Genomic DNA, 20,419 nt, shown 5'->3' with positions numbered 1-20,419 from the left:
CTCGCTGATAAATATTAATTTGGGCTATTCTTTAATACAGTACTTTAAATTAGCTTTCCATATTTAACTCGAAAGTTGGTTGCCAAATACTTGAATCACGATGCGTAACAACAAGAACAGTCGATGCTAATGAGTGAGTGAGCTCAGCAATAGAACGTTCAGTCATTTCATCCAAAGCTGAGGTGGCTTCGTCAAGGATCAAAATAGGAGCTTGTTTTATCAATGCTCTCGCAATCGCTATTCGCTGATTTTCACCTCCGGATAAACTTCTACCTTTTAGTCCAACGTGTTGGTGAATGCCTAAAGCCGATCGTTCGAGTACTTGACTGAGTTGAGCTAGCCTAGCGTATTCCTCTACTTCCTCATCGCTCGCGTCGGGCTTTCCTAGTCGTATATTTTCAGCTATCGTACCCGTAAAAATGATAGGGTCTTGTGCAACGTAAGAAAGTTGCTTAGTGAGCGTATTATACGGAATTCTGGTTAGATCGATGCCCCCCAAAGAAATATGCCCACATGTAGGATCATCAAACCGTAACAGCAGCCCTAACAACGTGCTTTTTCCGCAACCACTAGGCCCAGTTATAACGACGTTTGAGCCTTGGGGGATATCGGCTGCAATGTGACTGAAGATGTCACCATAGCTTATTCCAGATAACTGAAGGTGATGATGACTTGGGGATTGTGCACTGACTTTTTCCGGGTCGGGTAAGCAGGGGACGTTCGTTAAGTAAAGGTAGTCACTTATTGAATTTTTTACGGTGTTAACGTCCATCCCTGTAAATACTAACTTTTCTAATGTTGCAGAAGCTCTTGTAATAAGAATTAGTATGGCCAAAATTAGTACAGGCTGGTCTATATCATTAAAGACCATATAACTTGCTATGCCTGTAATTGGAATTATGTTTACAAGAGCTGATAAAAATGTGACTTTTGCAATTGTGCAATTGATATGTGCGTAAATTTTTTCTTGTCTGACCCAACTAGATTCCATTCTTTTTACTGCTCTTCCAGGACCTACGGTTGAGCGCAGAAAATCGAGATGCTCAAGAAGCTCTATTGTTGATTGCGAAGCTTGAGTATCCGAATCATGGCGTGATGCATCGGCTTTACTGAGTAGGGTTTGAAGCTTGTGATGAAAGAAAAGTGACATAAAAAGCAAAGCTGCACTCAGCATTGCAATCTGAAAGCCTCCGACAAAACCGATACCAAAAATAATAAATAAGGGAAGAAGTGGGGCATAAATAAAGGTTTGTAATTGGTGTGCGGGAATTGCCATAAAGTCCGGTATCCCCTGTTCCGCAAGTTGGGTTGTCTGGGCCCGATTTTTATCGTTAAACCATGCTAATTTCGCTCGGCTTAGCGCATATCCAAGTGACTGATAAAGGATACCAGCCAATTGTGCGCCAGCTATGAAGCCACTCCGAGTAACAACGATGGTTACTAATATTGTAATGAAAGCGGGAACGACTACGTAGAGTGGCGGGAGCTGTTGCACGATTGCCATCGCAAGGCATGTATAGGAAAAGGCTTCCAGAGCTGCAATAACTCCCCAAGCACAGCCAATACCAAGCAAACGTTGTTTTACTGCCAATGGAAGTTTTTGCTCAGAAAGTCGTGAATCTTGCGCTGTCATATTGCTTCACTCCAAGTGCGGTTCGTTCGTGTTAAGGTTAGCTTGACATCTGTTTTCTGAGCCAACTCTGAGTCATGGGTGACTATGATCAAAGTTTTATTCTTCTCGTGGGCAAAGGTCCGCAAATTCTCGATGACTGAGATTGCGGTGTGCTTGTCGAGTGCACTGGTCGGTTCATCAAGTAAAAATATGTTCGCATCAGTGAGAAGCAAACAAGCGAGTGCGATTCGTTGTTTTTGTCCTCCCGATAAGGCACCGGCATTGTCTTCTAAGTCAATACTTATCTGTGCAATGTCAAGTGCCTCTATCATCTGCCTTTCAGTAACTTCGCTATTTGCCAACTGTAAGTTACTTCTCACTGTTGTGTTCAAAATACTGACCTGCTGTGGTAAGTAGCGAATGGCAGAGAATTGTGACTTTTCGTTTAATTGCTGGATTGGTGTTTCTCCAAGAAAAACCGAGCCTTTAGTTGGAATTTCAGAACCAGATAGGATTCGTAGAAAAGTACTTTTACCGACTCCACTAGGTCCCATAATCGCAGTACATGAACCTGGAGTAAACGTATGACTGACATTGTCAATCAGGAGTGTTCGCTCATAGATAGCATGTATATTTCTTGCATGTAATTGCTCGGCAGTATCGACGGTAGCTTGAGCTTTTTTTATTGGGGACTCTTTCAAGAAGCTTTGAAGTCGTCTTGCTGCACTTTTTCCTGCAACGACATAATCGAGTCCGTGCCCTAGCTTCAACACTGGCGTTACAATAGCTAAGCTAAAAAAGAAGATTGTTGCCATTTCTGGAACGGGTAATTGGTAGGACACAGTATATGCAATTGAAAATGTAGCCACTGCTTGCAGAAGTGCTACAGCTATTGCGGCTGGTAAAGCGACTTTACTTACCCAACCAACAATACCATTAGTGAAGCATTGGGTGGCTTTATTATAATCTGCCATAGCACCAACGTGAGTTTCAAAGATTCTGTTTATTTTGATTCCTCGTATGTAATCGTTAACTGCCGTTACTATTTCTCCCATGATGCTCATACGTCGTTTACCATGTTTAGCTGCGTAGTTCGGGAGAAATATTAGGTAATAGAGTGATGCAACTAGCCCAGGGAGCAGAACCAGCAGGGCGGTTGCACCAGCAAAATGTATCATGATAGTTATTGATGCCAATGGCACTACCATAAATGTAACGAACTCTGAGGGTAAATGAGCCACCATATGATGAAGTGCATTAATATCCTCTGTCGTCAAACGACGAAGTTGGTTATCGCTGTATTGTGTTAACGCTTTATGGGGTAACCTCACGAGGTGCTGAGCTATTTGTCTACGCAATTGAGAAGAGAACTGTGCTTCCGCCTTGTGAATCGACCAAGAGGCTAGTGATGAAAGCGCAGCGCTCGTAATCCATAATACAATGGCTGTATATAACCATTGACTCGAAAAGTTATCTATCAGTTGTATTAAGCATAATAGAGCGAAAACTTTAGTCAGAGCAGCAACCCCTTCCGCAATCGTTCCTATTATAAGTCCAGTTTTAGATCGGGCGAGAGCAGGGAGCAGCTCTTGCGTAATATAATATTGTGCTATTTTAGTGATCATTACTTTATATCCTCTTGCTTGATATTAGAGATTCGCAGGAGGCTTTCTAGCTTAGAGTTTCGATAATTCTTATAAAGATTCATAATTAGCTTAATTTCTTCACGACAGATTTACACAACGACTTTCGACTCTAATTATTAACGCACTAAACCTTCGTGATTCTAATATGCAAAATGTTGCTTTTGGAACGTATTACTACAAGAGTTACCTAAGAGTTTGTTGACTAACGAGAGTCCTTTACTCTGTGCAGATAAAACATTAAAAGTTGCATGGTAACTTAATGTTAATGAGAATCAATACTATCACTAGCATCTCTATTTGATGAGTGATTAGTTGCTTATTATATTGCTAGATGACATTAATATGCACCTGATCACGTTTTACTCGCGGGTGAACCTGATGAACAGTGAAGAGAGCTGTTAGGTTGACTATATTTCATTACATCTAATCCTTAGCCAGTTTTTCATTAGTTTCCATTATTTCTATAGCCTTGCTGTTGCTATTTGATCATAAATTCAATTATTGTTTAATAAATGTTCTGTTACATCAGAGAAATGTGTATGACAATATTTTTTGAAAAAGAAGCATCCGTTAATAAATAAACCCATACCTCAATAGTCAACCAGATAATTTTTCATTTCTTGGGGGGATACAGGTAGGCAGGTAATCAGCCCAGTTGATTTTACAAAACGTAGCAGTTCGAAAATAAAGAGTGACAATGTCGAGTTACAAATACGAGCGTTTACAATCAACAACGATAGACAACGCTTTATTGCACCTTTGGATTTCGTTTGCCAACTCAAGAAGTCATGTTTCTAGAGATGCCCGAAACTAGATATTGGTGCGATGGTTTAAGCCAAAAATAAATAAGATCAAATATAAAACAATTAAGAAAGAGATAAAGTCGATCATACAGGCTGGCAAGTATGGTAAAACTTTACTTGAAGAGCGTTTATGTGAACTTAGAGAGCTATCCCAAAGCTACAGGGATAGGTTGAATGACATGCATAAACTTCACTACCTACTTGAATATTCGAAAGAAGATCATGGAATAAGGGCAGATCTTAATGAAGGTGTGTCCGAATATCTTCCTAGTACTTTATATGTTTCTCAGGCAGACCTAGAGCAATGCTTCTCAGACGAGTAACAACAAATTAGGCCATTAACAGTCAGTTTATCCAATATTAACATGGACAATTTTATTCATATTGTCCAACTATTTGGCTTTCATAAAGTCGAACTCAACACGCATCCTACTAGCAGTTTGCCAATCGAACTCTCAGTCGTTAATTAAATCGGCACGATGGGGATTTAGTCCTTATTTACTAAGGGTATAAAACACGAAACCAATTATTATTTTTGAAGGTGGACAGTATCATTTTTTTAAAAAGAAGGAAAAAAGCACAGATCAATCTGATCACAATATGGATATTGTTGATTCACTGAATCGTTCTTTAGCAATGGTGTCTTTTGATACCCGCGGGCATGTGTTGGATGCGAGTGAGCCATTCTTAACATTGATGGGTTATTCACTGGATGAAATAAAAGGGAAACATCACTCACTATTTTGTTCCGGCGAGATAGTGAATACCTCGCACTATACGCAGTTTTGGCGAGACCTTGCAGCAGGTTCAAAGAAAAGCGGCATTTTTCCTCGTTATGCGAAGGGCAAGCGACAAGTTCATATCGAAGCGACTTATTGCCCAATCATTTCAAATGGGGAAGTGCAAAAGGTCGTTAAAGTTGCTGCTGATGTTACCGAGTCTCATTTAAAGCAGACGCTAGACAGCGAGCTATTAGAAGCACTCAACCAAACCTTTGCGACTATTTCGTTTACGCCTGATGGTAATGTTTTGGATGCAAATGACAACTTCCTGAAAACCTTGGGTTACTCAAAAGAACAGGTTATTTCGCAGAATCATCGGATGTTCTGCTTTGACGAATTTTACAAAGAAAACCCTAACTTTTGGCAAGAGCTGCAATCGGGTCGAGCATTTACTGGGCGCTTCTTAAGAAAAGATCGACATGGTGGCAAAGTTTGGATTCAAGCCTCTTACAGCCCAATAAAGAACGAGCGAGGCGATGTCTATAAAGTCGTAAAGTTTGCTTCCGATATTACCAATGAAGTGTTGCAAGAAGAGGCGACGTCGGATGCGACTTCTATAGCTTATAGTACCGCAGTAGAGACAGTGCAAGTGGCAAGTGATGGGCAATCTTCTCTCGCATTGACCCGTGAGCTGTCTAGAAATGTAGTTGAAGATATCGAGAAGTCTGAAAATTTGATTCGCCGACTGACTGAATTATCGGGCAGCATCGAAAACATTGTGCAGGTCATTGGCAATATTGCTGATCAAACGAATTTATTGCCGCTTAATGCGGCCATTGAGGCGGCTAGGGCTGGAGATTACGGTCGTGGTTTTGCCGTGGTTGCTGATGAGGTCAGAGTTTTAGCCTCGAGAACATCCGATTCAACAGAGGAAATTAGTCGAGTCGTTGCAGAGAACTTATCTCTAACCAACGATATTACTCAATCTATGGAAGTTATCAGTCAATCGTCCATCGAAACAAACGATAGGCTAGAAAGCGTATCTGTTGTGATCGAAGAGATACAAAAAGGCGCGGAAGACGTGGCTAGATCTGTCTCGAACTTAACTTAACCGAAGATAGCAGGGCGTAAGTGATTCACTTTCGCCCTGCGTCACTAATAAAAGCGGCTTATTCGTGTTCGGGAGTAAGCATACTAACCCCAAAGTACTTACTACCTAGCATGGATCATTGTAAGTTTGTATACAGCTATACCTTATGGCTTAAATATTAAGGCTGTAGCTCAAGTAAGATTTATAAACAAACAGATTGCATATCAATTGTGTTTTGTAGAGTATGAGGGCACTCATCAATGGTGGGTGAATAACAACAATAACAAGGATAATAAAAACAATGAAAATGCGTTTAAATCTAAGCCTCTTGCTGATTTCGACGGCTCTTAGTCCAGTTGCGCTTGCTAATACTAGCTACCCTGATGGTTATTATATTGAAGCTGAAGGGCTAAGCGGTAATGCCTTAAAAGACATGCTTGGTGTGATTGCTGCTCGCGGGCAAAAGCAACTCACGTATACTCAGGTGTGGTCTGCGTTGAAAGACACCAACGAAGATCCTAATAACCCGAATAATGTGATTTTATATTATAGCGGTCGTTCACAATCCAAAGAATTTACGTCATCAGGCAATAACGACAAGAATGCTTGGAATCGTGAACATCTTTGGCCAAAATCTTTTGGTTTCAAGCGCAAAGATCAGTGGGGTTATACAGACATTCACCATCTTCAACCAACCGACGCAGAGATTAACTCTATCCGTTCGAACAAAGACTTCGATTTTGGTGGTGCGCCATTGAAAAAGTCACCGCTTAACAAGACGGATTACGACAGCTTTGAACCTCGCGATGCGGTGAAAGGGGATACCGCTCGTTCGCTTTTTTACATGGCGGTGCGCTATGAAGGCAATAACGCGAAAATGCCGGACTTGTACTTAGTTGATGACACGTCGAGTTCTTCAGGGCAACCTAAGGTTGGAAAACTGTGTACATTACTGCAATGGCATAACGCCGACCCTGTCGATGATTGGGAGCGTAATCGCCATGAAAAAGCTGTTAAATGGCAAGGCAACCGCAACCCGTTTATTGATAACCCAAGCTGGGTAAATGACATATATGACAGCCGCTGTAACGGTTGATTGAGCGTCGAAACAAGACTAATCGTTATTTGTCACTCTGAAAAATAAAAAAGCCATCTCAGTAATGGCTTTCTGGTTAATAGACTTCGATGACAATTTCATCTTCCCCTTTTGGTTCTTGGAATCCATTGAAGTAAAGGTCAAAAATCTCATCGGTAATGGTGAACGCAGCATTAGTATCAAACCTTTTACTGCGTTCCTTTAAGCGTGCTTTCAATACATCTCCCGGAACTTTCAAATAAACAATTTGGTGCTCATCACCATGATGTGCGACTGGCTTAGCTACTCGTTCTATTTCGTCTTTACTCCAAAACGATAAGTCTAAGACGGTGGCTTGGTTGTTCTTGAGGTTATCAAGAATTTTTCCCTCAACGATATCACGAGCGAGATCTTGATATTTGCTATAATCAGCTTCGGGATAGTTGATACCGAAACGCCCAAAAGTAGCCCATATTTCTTCATCGATTGACAGCCGACTGAAACCTTGTGTTTCTAGTTTCTGTGCGAATGTAGTTTTGCCTGAACCTGCGACACCACAAGTCATAACAACTAAACCGGGCTTCGCTGATAAAAAATGATTTATATTTTCCTTCGATTAACGCCCTTTGGGTGATGATTTCAAATTACTAGCTTAAACATCAGCTCGGTAAACACAACCTTCAATCTTCATGGAAATAGCCGAACATTGAGCGTCACTCTGACAATGGTTCAAATGTTTATTGCGGACTCATCAACTATAAGAGATTAACTCCAAAATGCTTGGCCATCGTATTTACGATACCAAAGCAAATGATTGATACAAAACAACTTAGTAATAGCGTTATCCAAAACGAATATTTGCTTAATAAGTATGGGAACAGCAAGAACATAGGAAGCGTTGGCACGACAAACCAGAACGTATAGAAAGCGTGGTTTGATAATCTGTCGGAACCTTGACCTTCAATATACATCCATATTAAGGCAAGAATGGTGACTGTTGGTAAAGCTGCGACTAGCGCACCAAGCTTGTCACTGCGCTTGGCAAGTTCAGAGATAAGAACAACAATTGCTGCTGTTGTTAAATATTTAAAAACGATCCACCACATGCAGCTCTCCCTGAATAAACTTAAAGCTTAGCTGATTGAGACTAATCAGTGATATGGATTTTCATCAAAGAAAAACCTTCACAGAGATGTTGAGCCGAATAATAACTCACAGACTATTTCAGAATAGCGTCTGCCTAAATTAAAAGTGAAACAGAGTGCCGGGAGTCTGTTCTAAGTCACTGATGAAAAATAATAAGTAGCGTAAACAGCCATCAAGATAAGAGAGTTATCAGAACAAGAAAGATAGGAGGGCAAACCTCAATGTTTTCTAGATAGATTGTTTAACGAAAAGTTTATGCGAAATAATGAATCTAGGTGTTGGCTAATTTTCATATTGATGGTGATCGCATTTTAGCGCACATAGTATGTGTTTAAGTGATCCACGACTAATATTAAATGTAAGTGGTTTTATATTTAAGGGGATTTAAGGATGCCATGCTCTAACACTCATACTCATGAAAATCACATCCATGGTCCAGGTTGTGGTCATACTGCTATTCGTCATAGCGGTCACACCGATTATTTAGTCGATGGGAAGTTGCACCATCCACATGGTGACCATTGCGATGAACATGTTGTCGAATATAGTGACGTTAATCCAAACGAGTGCAAGCCAATTCATTCGTGTGGGGAGCATGTTCATGGTCCAAACTGTGGCCATGAAGCCATACAACATGGAGACCACATTGATTATATCGTAGATGGGCGTTTGCATCATCAACACGGCAATCATTGCGATGATCATGGCCCTGTAGAAGTTGTTTAATACTCAAAGTAGTTACAGTTAAGTTGCCAATCCCTCTGTTAAAAGGTTGGCAACTCATTTTTATCAGACACTTTTTTACTTAGCGTTTTAAATCTATCCTAGCCAGTCTATATAACTTCAATGCTATCTCCAGACAGAACCGTCTTTATTATGCTAATTTGAGATTGCGAGGAGCTTTAGTGATAAATACCTAATATCCAGTCAACTCCATATAGCCCGAACCTGAGTGTGTTCCTTTAATTGAGATTGGACCCTCCCAATAGGGAACCGATAGTGGCATTTTTGCGTTTGGGTTGAGTGCCGAGACTGTCAGTTCTATTTGCTGGCTTGGAATTGAAACCTGCCACTCTGTTGGATAATCGCGCCCATCAATAACTGTTTGTTTGGTTGCAGTGAGAGTAATGTCTTGCTGCGAAATGGCAGTACCAGAACCATTTTGCTGCATCAGCCTTGCGTGTGCATAACTGGCTTCGCCTGTTGCCGAGTTTCGCAGTTGAAACACGACTAGGCTAGTTTCATCATTGAGCCTAAGTGCAAACCAATCCCAGCCTTGTTGAGAGTCGAGTAAGAACTGCGAACTCCACTCTCTGTCAATCCAGCCTTTGCCTGAAACTTCATGCGTCACGCCATCGATCGTCACGTCACCTGACACATTGATGATTGGCTGGCTGTAGTAGTAGGAGGCGACTTTGCCATCGCTGCTTTTGGTGCTGTAGCCTTGCTCTCCTTGTTTTTGGTAGGGAGCGTCGCTAATCAGTGTTAACGAGTAGCCAAACTGCTCTGAGTTAGCATTCAATGTGGCAGGGAATAAGTCATCAGTAGAAGATGTCCATTGCCAATCATCAAGATAGACGCGAAATGGTGATGTGTTTACCCCTGCCAGTTCTGCGTGATCGCGTGACCATTTTTCATCGGCGTAGTGTTTGTCTTCGGTGGTGACGGCACTGTGCGCCATGTAGATCTGTTGGTTTTGCCATGCGGTTTGTTTAGTTTGTTCGACGCTGTTTTTTGGGGCTGCGGCAAAACGGAACTGTGTCCATTGTACGCCTAGCGCATTCCCGTCTTCATCGATGAGATTAGCGGTTAGATACCACCACTCATGACGGAAGCTCGGGTGCGCTTGATGGTCTTTAGGGAAGGTGAGTTCAACGCCTCTAATCACGGTACTGAATTGATCACTCTGCTGCTCACTGCTCCCGCCGAGTATTGATCCCATGTTTTGAGCGGAATTCGGATCAGCCTTGTCACAACCCCATAGAGATAGCAGACCCAGTGATAGAGCAGATAGTCTGATTAACTTACTCTTCAAGCCAATGTTCATTACAACACCTCACTTTGCAAACTAGATACCACAGGCTTACTGACTAATCGCCATAGAGGAATGAGTGTTGCAATCACTGCCACAATAATTGTGATGAAGGATATGCTAAGCGCATCACTCCAATTCCACTGATAATTTAAGCTCCAACCGAAGGCGCGAAGGGTGACGATGTCTGTTAGTACGTAGCCAACCATAGCGCCGAGTGGAATGGCGATAACCAAAGTAAAGGCCACAAGCACAACGATTTGCCCGATCACCATCGCCATCAATTTTTTACGGCTTACGCCAAGTGCATACAACCTTGCGATAGCGGCCTTACGAGCATCAAGCAGCATAAAACACGCACAGAATAAGCCAATAACAGCGACCATTAAGGTAACGCCATTTAGTGCGCGAGTGATGGCGAAGGTTTGTGAAAAGATGTCCAAGGCGAGAGACTTGATCTGAGCTTGATCGTAGAGCTGACTTGGGTGCAAGTTCAATTGCTGGCGTAACTGTTCGTAGACTTGTTGTTGGTCTCCAGAGACTTTAATCCCTAAGCTAGTCGGCAAGTTAGTAAAACCGCTTTCAAGCCATAAATTAGGGGCCAGCAATACCTCTCCATTGGGTGAGCCGTAGTCGTGGAAAATCGCACCGACGACTAGTGATTGGTTTGGAATAGAGTCGAGCTTAAGTTCGCTGTTCAAAGACAAACCAAGCTTCACCGCCGTGGGTTCGCTGATCGCTACCAGTTCACCTTGGTAGAAGCGCAGCCAAAAGTTATCTAGCTGCGATTGGAACACCATGGTTTGCGCTAGTGTATCTTTGTCTTTGGTACCGAGTAACGTTGGCAAGCCTTGCAAGTTATCGTCGACGTAATATTGCTTATAGACGGTTTCAACGTTCTCAAACTGCTCTAACGCACGTTCTACATTAGCGATTTCACCTTGAGCCGGGCTCACGTAAATGTCGGCATGCAGCCGCTGTTCTAACCATTGCTTTAGAGTGGATTCAAAGCTGCCTACTAAGGTATTCATTCCCATATTAGCCGTTACAGCAAGCAATAGCGCCATCATGGCAAGGGAAAGCGGAGATATGAGTTCTCGCAATTCAGCGAACAGATACTGCATCAACCCCGATTGAGTGCGCTGTTCAGTCCAATTTGCTAATACGCTGAGGGTTTTAGGCAGATACAAAGGAATAGATACCACTAACACGCCAAGCCACGCTATAGTGAAGCGGTGGTGTTCGCTAAGCCACAAGCCAGCTAATGCGATACCCGTGAGTGTTATTCCGATGATAAATAGTTGGTTTTCGTTTGAAGCCTCTGGCGCTTGATAAAAGCCACCATGAGAGGAGAGCGGTTGGTGAATGCGTTGTTTAAAGTGCTGCCAGCAGGCAACAAGTGTGGCGGCTAAGGTGAGCACTAAGGCCTGAACTAACCATGACCACTGCCATGTGCCAGGCAGAAGTGTTGCTCCGTAAAGTTGTTCCAGCGTGATCGCCACGGTGGGGTGGAGCCAGTGGCTTAATTGAATACCCAAAATGAAACCGAGTGAAGTTCCCAGGGTTACCAAAACGGTAAGTTCAATGAGCAAAGCAGAAAATACGATGCTTGGTGCTACACCGGCTTGCTGAATTTGAACCAATAGTCGATTACGTTTCAGTAAGCTGTATTTCACGCCGTTATAAGCGATGAACAAACCAACCAAGAACGCGAGTAAGCTCATGGCCGTCAGGTTGAGGTGAAAGCTGTCGGTAATGGAGCCAAGGTCGGTACTTTGATTATTGGTGATCCATTGTCCTTGTTCTGAGATGAGATTCTGCCAGTTATCTTGTGGTTGGTTCTCGACATCAAAAACGGCGATGTAGCTCAGTTGACCTTGTTTGTTGAGCAGTTGTTGAGCGAATCCTATATCCATCAGCATTCGACTCCCTAGTTGCCATTCATCAGGCAGAACAACCACTTGGGTAACGATGTCATCGAGAATCAGCGTGTCCACTTCGTCTAAGTTTTGATGCTGCGACTGGCTCATCATCACGATGGGCTTGCCTGCCAAGAGCTGAGGTAGGGGAAGTGCACTGTCAAAAAGAGATATGCTTTGTTCGTTCTCTTCGGAGTAGCGAGCTCTTGAGGTAAGAGCGGCGATGAGCTCACTGCCTTGGATTGACCAACGACGTCCTTGCTCGTCTCTCACACGCCCTTCAATCACAGGTAGTACCGCGCTGAGTCCGTTTTGTCTTAGCTTGAAGTAGAGCGACTCAGGTAGGTACTTTTGTCCTGCTGGTGGAATGATTAGGTTCTGAGCCTGAGCGCTCAGTTGCTCGGTGGATTCTGCATAGCTACGTTTGGCATTCAAGTTGATGGCTTGTACTGCGACAAATAAGGTGACTGCCAACACAATACCAATCAAGATTGCCGCAGCTTGCAATGGTGACTGACGATAGTGCGCGGCGAATAGGTTTAGCGTCAGTTTGGTATGTGTGATCGCTAAGCGAGCTAGTAAGCTAGTAGAATTAGCCTTTAGCATGAGTCATCTCACTGACTTGATTTTGGCTCATATGCTTAAGGTTTCCATTGTCCAAGACCAGCTGTCTCTGCATAAAATCAGCGCATTCAGCGCTGTGCGTTACCAGTAATACAGCGGTGTTGCCTTGTGTAGTGATTTCACTTAGTAATCTCATCACCTCCAACCCTGCTTTATGATCTAGATTTCCTGTGGGCTCATCTGCAAGCAAAAGTTTAGGTTTGTGAGCCAATGCTCGAGCAATAGCGACCCGCTGTTGTTGACCACCAGAGAGGGCAGATACGTGTCTATTAAGTAGTTCGCTGATACTTAATGCTTCGACTAAGTAATCACACCAAGATCCCCATTTCTGTTGGTTTAAATGCAATGGAAAGGCGATGTTTTGTTTTACATTGAGTGGAGTGAGCAAGTTGAACTGCTGAAAGATAACGCCGAGCTTTTGATGGCGGAAACGGCTCCAGTGTTGGTCTTTCCAAGCTGATGTATTTTCACCATCGAGCCATAACTCGCCTTCGGAAAGAGGTTCAAAGCCCGCAATTAAATTGAGTAGAGTACTCTTGCCACTGCCACTTGAACCAGTCAAAGCAACGCTGACACCAGTTCCTAGGTTGAAGTCGATATTGTCCAGCACTTGATGGCTCTCTTTGCCATCAATAAAGCTCTTACTGGCCTGTTGCAGTGTGACCACTGGGCTTTCCATTTCCTCTCCTTGTAATCAAAAAGCGATCACCAAAGGTGTTATGTGTTGGTGATTACTATCACGATAGACTCTCTCAAACTGTAGACGACAATTTGAGGATATAGAGCGATTTATATCGAATTATTAATAACTTGTACTTGATTCTTGAAGGAATGGATCAGTTGGTCGCTGGATAAGTCCCCCCTAAATAGGTTGTTATTCTCTAGGCTCGGTTAGGGTACTTGGGGTTTCTCGCGTTGATTGGCACCTTCTAAGATTATTTACGAATAACTGTATTTTTAATTTATTGTTATGTTATAACATAACCAAGTGTTGTTTTTTGATACTCGGTGGGGAAATTGAATAAACCTGTTTTGTCAGTGAAGGGGCTCTGCGCCAATGGTTTAGCAAACTGGAGGGCGGTCTCGGATGTGACATTTGACGTGAATGATGGGGAGTGTATTGCCATCATTGGGCCGAATGGAAGTGGAAAGTCTAGCTTACTAAAAGGAATTACAGGCGAGTACAAAGCCGTTGCCGGTGAGATGTTGTTGTCTGGTATCGAACTTGAAAGTCTAGCAAGGCAACAGGTAGCGAAAAAGGTCGCGTTGGTTACGCAACATGAGCATGTGGATCCCCGCTTGAGTGTCTCTGAATACGTTGGCTTGGGCCGTACGCCGCATACTTTCTGCTGCAGTACGAAAGAGCACAAGCGAGCAGTCAAACAGGCAATGGAAGATGTTGGGCTATTACATAAAAGCCAACATAGCTTTGGTGAGTTATCGGGTGGTGAACAACAACGTGCAAGTATTGCGCGAGCATTTGCACAAGAGCCTAGGCTTTTATTGCTAGACGAGCCGACTAATCACCTTGATCCTCTGGCTCGTCTTGAACTTCTGAGCCTTATTAAACAACGCGGCATTGCATCAGTTGTTGTGCTGCATGATCTGCCCTTAGTTGCCCCATTTGCCGATAAAGTTCTTCTGATGTCTGACCAAAAAATGGTCACATTTGCATCGCCAGATACGGTCATTCAAGACCGCTATATGGTTCCCGTTTTTGGGTTGCGCGTTTTGTCGTTCAATCACCCCAATATGTGCAGCACCATCCATCATTTTGAAGCTGCATCCAATCACTCTAATTTATCTCTAATAGGAGCAGCCCAATGAAGTGGCCTGTAATTTCTAGCCTTTTGTGTCTTTTACCTTTATCTATAGCTCATGCAACAAGCACTCAATACCCGGTTACGGTGGATAATTGCGGGAGCCCACTAACGATTGAGAAGCACCCTTCGCGTGCGGTCGTGCATGACATAAACATGGCTGATATGGCATTTGCTCTTGGCCTTCAGGAGGACATGGTGGGTGTGACGGGCATTACTGGTTGGTACAAGATGTCTGGTTCATTCAAACAACGCTTAGGCGATATTCCAGAGCTTGCCCCTAAGTACCCGTCATTAGAAACATTGATTGCCTCGGATGCCGATTTCTTTTTTGCTGGCTGGAATTACGGGATGAAAGTAGGGGGAGAAGTGACGCCTCAAACGCTGAAACCCTATGGAATTGATACTTTAGTGTTGTCGGAAAGCTGTATTCATACTCAGAGCCAAAAGCAAGGCGCTACCATGGACTTACTTTATGATGATATGGAAAAGCTAGGCGTTATTTTCGATAAACAGCCAGAGGCCGAAGCTCTGGTGAACAGTTGGAAAGAGAGAATTGCAAAAGTCGCTGAACAACAAAAAGCGTCTGGAAAACCTAGTCCAAAAGTCTTTCTGTTTGATTCCGGTGAAGACAAGCCTTTTACTTCAGGTAAGTACGGAATGCCTAATGCAATGATTGAAGCAGCCGGTGGACAAAATATTACAGGTGATATGGAAGCTAGCTGGGCACGAACTTCTTGGGAAAATGTGGCTAGCGCCAACCCTGATGTCATCATTCTTCTCGACTACCAAACTGCAAGTGGTGCCGATTCGTTGCAACGTTTTCTAGAAGCGCATCCGTTAATGAAATACACCAATGCGGTGACTGCTGGTCGCTATGTCAAATTGCGTTATGAGCAGCTGACCCCTGGGCCAGCCAATATTGATGCTATTGAGAAACTTGCAGCAGCGTTTGTTTCTGAATAGTTGGCAAGGTTATTATCGAAAAGAGTAGTAGTCTTTTGATTTTATTTGATAAATATCGAGCAGCTTGGTTGATGGGTATCAGCGCAATGCTGCTCGCCTTTATGATGAGCTTACAATTTGGTTCTGTCCCTCTTTCTTTTAGAGAGGTGATGGTTGGATTAATCTCTTTTAATGATCCAAGCCCTGATATGGCAAGCAGAATACTGTTCGACCTTAGGTTACCTAGGGCGTTACTGGCTGTTATTGCTGGTGCGGGGCTGGCGATGGTAGGAGCCTTACTCCAGACGTCGACACGCAATGACTTGGCGGATCCATTTCTGTTTGGCTTGTCCTCAGGTGCGTCTGCTGGTGCAGTATTGGTGATCACTCAATTGGGTGATGCCTTGGGCATTTGGTCATTGCCGTTGGCGGCGTTCTCAGGAGGTATTGTTTCAGCCACGGCAGTTTTGATTCTGTTCTCGATGCAGAAGAAAAAGGGTAACGACAACCTGATCTTGTGTGGTTTGGCGATTTCATTCCTATTTGGAGCAATCACCAGCTTTTTAATCTATTCCGGCGATCAAAGAGCGGCGAGCTCAATTTTATTCTGGACGATGGGCGGTCTAGGGCTTGCTCGTTGGGATAATTTGATTTTTGCTCTGGTGGGTGTGCTGTGTCTGGTTGCTCTAGTGGTTAAGCGTTATCGCGAACTCGACACCTTATTAGTGAGTGAGCAAACGACAAGCTCATTGGGCGTCAACGTTCATCGCCTACAAAGTGAGATTTTTCTCTGCTGCGCGTTTTGTACTGCATCAATCGTTGCAATGACTGGGGTAGTTGGCTTTATTGGTTTGATGGTGCCTCATCTTGTTCGACCATTTTCTGGGGTAACCCATAAACGAGCGATTCCTTTGATCGCAGTTTGGGGAGCGGTGCTTTTGCTGTTTGGGGATGTGGTAAGTAGGACGATATTGGCACCACAAGAACTTCCAGTTGGGATTGTAACAGCGGCGCTGGGTGGGTTGTTTGTTTTGTATCTTGTCTGGCGCAAGTAGCTTGTTGGTTTAATCTGAAAGTTCACTAACCATAGAGCCTATGGAATTCTAACCAATATCTTCACACTGGCACTTTCGACCTTCACTTTGGTGGTTGAAAGTGCATTCCTAAATATCTTCAACTTAAGCAGGCAGCAAGATGATCTTGCCATCCAATCGTGTGGTTTTAGATTCGACAAGATCAATCGCTGTCTGAACTTGATCGAGAGGAAAGCAACGGTCGACATCGAGTTGAATCTCGTTCTTGATGAAGTGATCGAGCATGGACTCGAATTGGTCACGGCGTGCTTTTTTACCCTCAGCTTCTTCCCAATACTTCAAGAAGAAGGTGCTGAACTCGATAGCTTGGCTTTTGGCATACTCGAAGAAACGCGGCTCATAAAAATCCAGAGAAAGCGTACCATAGTTGATGAAACGCCCTTGTTTGCCCAGCGTGTGAATAAGCTCGGTTCCGGGTGAACCGCCAATCGCATCAAAGGCAACCGTTGGTTGCGGTAGGCCAAGTTGCTGGATTTGTGCAACTAAGTCATTTTTGGCATCCAACACATGTTTTGAAGTCGTAAGAGCGCGTTTGGGTTGTGACTTCACAACGATGATTTGAAAGCCAAGCGATTGTGATAATTGGGAGAAAATCTTACCAATGGCTGAGTTGCCAGCGTTGATGATTAACGCATCTTCTTTGGTCAACTTTGTTACTTCAGTGGTAAGTATCCATGCGGTGAGTGCATTAATGTATAACTGACATGCGTAGTCGTTATCTAGATGTGTAGGCAGATGGAAAAGGTTGTCAGGTGAAACATTGACGTATCTCTGCCAGGTTCCACTTGTCGCCACAAGCACTCGCTGGCCCACAGTAAATTCAGAGTGACTAGACTCTACAACCGTACCTGCTGCTTCAAATCCTGGAACTCTGGGCGGCTGGTGACTGTGTTTGTATTGCCCCACTCCATGAATCGACAATAGATCACTTGGGTTAATGTTGGTCGCTTCAATTTGTACTCGAACCTTATCTTTATCGAGTATTCCTAAAGTGACATGCTCGATCTTGAGAGATTCTTTCGGCTGACCGAATCGGAACTGGCTAATTCGGGTGTTTCTTTTGGTATCTGTCATGAGCCGATTACTTAAGTTAGGTCAAGTGGACGCATTCGTTTTCTAGATAGCACGTTAACAAGCCGTCTGTGTTGGCAATAGGATATGCACTGGTGGGATCTAAAAAGTTATTCCCATCAGTGCTATTTCATTATGCCAGTTAGGTGCTGCTCAACCAAGTAACTCATTTTCATGTTTCTGATTTTGAGACTATATGTCGGGTTCTTGTGCTTAGTTTGTCGTATTTATTGCATTGACTGTAGCTGCCACAGGCGCAAAGGTTTTGAGATAATCACTGAATTGGTTGCTTGAACCTTGCTGTTTATTACTACATGGCTTTTTGTTGCAACACAGCCTCTATTGCCACATCACCAAGATTGCAGCGACTGAAAGTAATATCAGCGCAATAATGTCTTTGCGGGCAATACTTTGTCCTAGCCAGAAGTAAGAAATCAAGACCATAAAGACCACTTCGACTTGGCCTAATGTTTTCACGTATGGCACGGCTTGAAGCGACATAGCACTGAACCAACCAAGAGAGCCAATCACACTTGTTAGGCTTGTCATCAGAACTAATCTCGACTTCTTGAATATTTGGCGTAATGTTTCACGTTCTTTAAGAAAGAGATAAGTACAGATTATAAGTGTTTGAAGAGTGATCACCAAAAACAGAACCCAAGCGGCGCGGTGAGGGAAGGGAAGACCAATACTTAAGCTCGCCTCACGTACCCAAAGAGAAGTAAGAGCAAAGGCGGTACTGCAAGCCATACCGAGAAAAAAGACCTTTGGAGATAGGCTGCGCCACCCCGAAGAGCAGCTCATGATTAGAACTCCCAGAGTACCAATTAAAACTCCTATCCAGCCAGTAGCAGTTAATGCTGTACCAAAAAATAATACTGAGAGCACCGCTGAAACAGGGGCTTCGCATTTAGCAAGTCCCGCACCAATGGCATAGTTTTCGAGTTTGAATAGCATTACCATTAAGCCTGTTGCGATGATCTGCATAATTGCGGCTGCAACAATGTAGAAAACAAATTCTCCGGAAAAATGAGGGGCGGAGACTGGCTGCCATTGATATAAAGTGTAAAGGTAAATGAGGGCGACCGGACCAGCCCAAATGAATCTTGCTAGTGTTACACCTGCGACACTCATGGTGCCACTTAATTTGCTTTGAAAGGCATTCCGCCAAGATTGGCTGAAGGCTGCAAGGAGGGTAAAGGCAATCCAACTAAAAGACATATAACTTCCAAAAGTGATGTAATGGTTTGATTTATAGTAATAAAAAAACAGATAATAAGAAGTGATATAGCCTATTTATGGGTAGGGGAATCACCTCATTTTTGAGTTGCTGTTACGTTATATTTCAAAAGATTGGTGTCTTTTTGTTTTTGTAGTAGAACCATCCGCTGATTAATACGAATAGAAAGGCGAAGTAATAGCAGAACGAAGATAGTGACGCCAAGAAGGCGAGGTTTTGCTCTATCTCTTGCTCAGAGTAGTTATTAGAAACCAGTTTGTAGTAGTACGCATACAAAATACCGATCAGCCCATATCCGAGGTTAAACATCAAACCTTTGAAGCTAAGAACGGTGGCACGGTTATGCGACTTGGTCCTTTTGTTCAGGTGGTAACTGATAAAAATGTTCATCGTCATGATGATAAAGATAAGCACCAGTGCAGGAACTACCCCATAGATTGACCAACCCAAGCTGATCCAATAGTAGGTGAGGATACTTGCTAAGCCCATGATGATAATAAAGGTTTTCGGCTCGATATTTTCTGCCAGTCTACGGCTTTGGCCCGCTAAAATAATTTTTAATAGGCTGATTCCCGCGCCAATAAAACCAAAGTAAATAATTGGAATATCAATGGCAAGGTAGTATTGGCTGTTCATGGTGAGGAACATACGTGATGTGTGCTCAAACAGGCTGTAATAGAGCAGTATGAAAAGCACGTATGGCGTAGCGAATACCCACTTACCTGTGTCAGCAGTGAGCTTAAGGCTAGCAATGGTTGTGGCTAATTTTGTTTGACCATTTGGCATCACTTTCTTTTTTTCACGCATGTTTACCGCCGCATAAATCGCAAGTAGTGCAACCAATAAAGTGGCGAATACAGGAATACGCATTAAGTCTTTGGTACTTGCTGGCGCGGTTAACCCTAGTGCATGGAAAATGTTCGTCATGAAGTTTACATCGTACATGGCAGCACCAATTAAGGTGACAAATATGCCGACGCTTGAGGCGATACGAAGCTGGATTTGCAACACACGAGGCCACAGCTCCTCATTGCCTTGCTCTTTTAAGGTGTCATACGCCAGTGCTTCATCAGCACCGCTTGCCAATGCCATGGCTAACCCGCTGAGTATTCGGTTGACCAGAAAGACCATGAAAACTAAGTTCGGGTTTTCGGTCGGCACTAAGGCAATCATGGCGATTTCAACAAACATCACAAGGGAAGAGAGTAACACTAGCTTCTTACGACCCAAGGTGTCGGCAAATGCTCCAGATGGGACCTCAGCAAGTACTATGGTCGCCGCCCACACTACGTTAAGCATGGCAAATTGCGATAGGGTTAGGCCGTAATCAAGGTAGAGTAGAGTGAATACTGGGTAATAAAAACGCGCAAAGTAGCTACTTCGAAACATTAGAAAATAGCGAACATTGGGAATTTTTAGGATTTCTTTAGCTGTCACGAGATTTCAGCAAGTTAAATTAAACATTCTTTTTTATAACCTTTTTACCATTTAAATCATATGATTATTGAAACTTTTACGAGTTTAAGTGGCGAAATGACCTTAAGTTAGGCAAGGTCCACATAATTCTTGTTCGATTAAAC

Annotated in this window: 17 protein-coding genes; 7 read left to right on the top strand and 10 right to left on the bottom strand. The window is 43.3% G+C overall.

Annotated elements, in window-relative coordinates; genetic code table 11:
• Positions 1-49: 49 nt before the first annotated feature.
• Both A3712_RS24595 and A3712_RS24590 read right to left on the bottom strand, forming a co-directional pair.
• Positions 50-1,633, bottom strand: coding sequence for an ATP-binding cassette domain-containing protein (locus A3712_RS24595; protein WP_063525332.1), 1,584 nt, complete (start codon positions 1,631-1,633; stop codon positions 50-52).
• Positions 1,630-3,237, bottom strand: coding sequence for an ATP-binding cassette domain-containing protein (locus A3712_RS24590; RefSeq protein ID WP_063525331.1), 1,608 nt, complete (start codon positions 3,235-3,237; stop codon positions 1,630-1,632). The genes A3712_RS24595 and A3712_RS24590 overlap by 4 nt, the downstream gene beginning before the upstream one ends.
• An 841-nt stretch (positions 3,238-4,078) precedes the next feature.
• Here A3712_RS24590 and A3712_RS28535 point away from each other — a divergent pair.
• The 3 genes from A3712_RS28535 (at position 4,079) to A3712_RS24575 (ending at position 6,969) form a co-directional block, all read left to right on the top strand.
• Positions 4,079-4,384, top strand: a complete 306-nt coding sequence (locus A3712_RS28535) for a DUF2913 family protein (protein ID WP_231891885.1) — start codon at positions 4,079-4,081, stop codon at positions 4,382-4,384.
• Between the two features lie 277 nt (positions 4,385-4,661).
• Positions 4,662-5,894, top strand: coding sequence for a methyl-accepting chemotaxis protein (locus A3712_RS24580; RefSeq protein ID WP_063525330.1), 1,233 nt, complete (start codon positions 4,662-4,664; stop codon positions 5,892-5,894).
• A gap of 280 nt (positions 5,895-6,174) precedes the next feature.
• Positions 6,175-6,969, top strand: a complete 795-nt coding sequence (locus tag A3712_RS24575; RefSeq protein ID WP_063525329.1) for an endonuclease I family protein — start codon at positions 6,175-6,177, stop codon at positions 6,967-6,969.
• Positions 6,970-7,045: 76 nt separating this feature from the next.
• Here A3712_RS24575 and A3712_RS24570 read toward each other — a convergent pair whose 3' ends face one another.
• Together A3712_RS24570 and A3712_RS24565 are read right to left on the bottom strand one after the other, a co-directional pair.
• Complete coding sequence (locus tag A3712_RS24570) at positions 7,046-7,513, bottom strand: AAA family ATPase (RefSeq protein ID WP_082856312.1); 468 nt, start codon at positions 7,511-7,513, stop codon at positions 7,046-7,048.
• A gap of 190 nt (positions 7,514-7,703) precedes the next feature.
• Positions 7,704-8,054 carry a DUF3147 family protein gene (locus A3712_RS24565; RefSeq protein WP_063525327.1) on the bottom strand — a complete coding sequence of 117 codons (351 nt, stop codon included), beginning with the start codon at positions 8,052-8,054 and terminating at the stop codon, positions 7,704-7,706.
• 430 nt (positions 8,055-8,484) lie between these two features.
• On the opposite strand from A3712_RS24565, the gene A3712_RS27225 reads away from it, so the two are divergent.
• Positions 8,485-8,820 (top strand): hypothetical protein, encoded by a 336-nt coding sequence (locus A3712_RS27225; RefSeq protein ID WP_082856311.1) that lies wholly within the window; start codon positions 8,485-8,487, stop codon positions 8,818-8,820.
• A 190-nt stretch (positions 8,821-9,010) separates the two neighbouring features.
• Here the strand turns inward: A3712_RS27225 and A3712_RS24555 are convergent, their stop codons facing one another.
• The 3 genes from A3712_RS24555 to A3712_RS24545 are packed head-to-tail and all read right to left on the bottom strand — an operon-like array spanning position 9,011 to position 13,348.
• Positions 9,011-10,141, bottom strand: coding sequence for a lipocalin-like domain-containing protein (locus tag A3712_RS24555; protein ID WP_063525325.1), 1,131 nt, complete (start codon positions 10,139-10,141; stop codon positions 9,011-9,013).
• Entirely contained in the window at positions 10,141-12,651 is a 2,511-nt protein-coding gene (locus A3712_RS24550) for an ABC transporter permease (protein ID WP_063525324.1), read from the bottom strand. Before A3712_RS24550 ends, A3712_RS24555 begins: the two co-directional genes overlap by 1 nt.
• Positions 12,638-13,348 carry an ABC transporter ATP-binding protein gene (locus A3712_RS24545; RefSeq protein WP_063525323.1) on the bottom strand — a complete coding sequence of 237 codons (711 nt, stop codon included), beginning with the start codon at positions 13,346-13,348 and terminating at the stop codon, positions 12,638-12,640. The genes A3712_RS24550 and A3712_RS24545 overlap by 14 nt, the downstream gene beginning before the upstream one ends.
• A gap of 353 nt (positions 13,349-13,701) precedes the next feature.
• Between A3712_RS24545 and A3712_RS24540 the strand changes: the two genes are divergently transcribed.
• The 3 genes from A3712_RS24540 (at position 13,702) to A3712_RS24530 (ending at position 16,489) form a co-directional block, all read left to right on the top strand.
• A complete protein-coding gene (locus A3712_RS24540; RefSeq protein ID WP_063525401.1) occupies positions 13,702-14,496 on the top strand; it encodes an ABC transporter ATP-binding protein in 795 nt (264 codons plus the stop codon).
• The gene (locus tag A3712_RS24535; RefSeq protein ID WP_063525322.1) at positions 14,493-15,455 is read left to right on the top strand and encodes an ABC transporter substrate-binding protein; all 963 of its coding nucleotides are present in this window, start codon (positions 14,493-14,495) and stop codon (positions 15,453-15,455) included. Before A3712_RS24540 ends, A3712_RS24535 begins: the two co-directional genes overlap by 4 nt.
• A gap of 86 nt (positions 15,456-15,541) precedes the next feature.
• Positions 15,542-16,489, top strand: a complete 948-nt coding sequence (locus tag A3712_RS24530; RefSeq protein ID WP_063525400.1) for a FecCD family ABC transporter permease — start codon at positions 15,542-15,544, stop codon at positions 16,487-16,489.
• A gap of 123 nt (positions 16,490-16,612) precedes the next feature.
• On the opposite strand, the gene A3712_RS24525 is transcribed toward A3712_RS24530, so the two are convergent.
• From A3712_RS24525 to A3712_RS24515, 3 genes are all read right to left on the bottom strand, one after another.
• Positions 16,613-17,602 (bottom strand): zinc-dependent alcohol dehydrogenase family protein, encoded by a 990-nt coding sequence (locus tag A3712_RS24525; protein ID WP_063525321.1) that lies wholly within the window; start codon positions 17,600-17,602, stop codon positions 16,613-16,615.
• Between the two features lie 336 nt (positions 17,603-17,938).
• Entirely contained in the window at positions 17,939-18,820 is an 882-nt protein-coding gene (locus A3712_RS24520) for a DMT family transporter (protein WP_063525320.1), read from the bottom strand.
• Between the two features lie 124 nt (positions 18,821-18,944).
• On the bottom strand, positions 18,945-20,276 hold the full coding sequence (locus tag A3712_RS24515) for an MFS transporter (protein WP_063525319.1): 1,332 nt from the start codon (positions 20,274-20,276) through the stop codon (positions 18,945-18,947).
• Between the last annotated feature and the right edge of the window lie 143 nt (positions 20,277-20,419).

This window comes from Vibrio sp. HI00D65 (genome assembly GCF_001635455.1).
GTDB lineage: Bacteria > Pseudomonadota > Gammaproteobacteria > Enterobacterales > Vibrionaceae > Vibrio.
This window is presented reverse-complemented; position numbering and strand designations above follow the sequence as displayed.